This is a genomic window from Mesorhizobium sp. Primo-A (genome assembly GCF_003997175.1).
In the GTDB taxonomy this organism is placed as follows: domain Bacteria; phylum Pseudomonadota; class Alphaproteobacteria; order Rhizobiales; family Rhizobiaceae; genus Mesorhizobium; species Mesorhizobium ciceri.
Genome location: NZ_RZTG01000090.1, coordinates 1 through 224, shown reverse-complemented (window position 1 = coordinate 224; position 224 = coordinate 1). Strand labels below are relative to the sequence as shown.

Annotated in this window: 1 protein-coding gene; it reads left to right on the top strand. The window is 64.7% G+C overall.

The window, feature by feature from the left end; all coding sequences use genetic code 11:
* Nucleotides 1–224 (top strand): DUF5801 repeats-in-toxin domain-containing protein (locus EOC83_RS32705; RefSeq protein ID WP_164762446.1); only part of this gene is annotated, 224 nt, incomplete at both ends.

Genomic DNA, 224 nt, shown 5'->3' with positions numbered 1-224 from the left:
CGCCGACAATCTGGTCACGCTCACCGCGACCGTCACCGACAAGGATGGCGACCACCTGTCGGCCAGCCTCGACATCGGCCAGAACCTCAACTTCAAGGATGATGGCCCGAGCATCTCGACCACCGGCGCCGAGCCGACGCTGACCGTCGACGAGTCGGTTCTTACCACCAACGACACGCAGAGCTTTGCCGCCAACTTCAGTTCGGGCTTCGGCGCCGACGGGG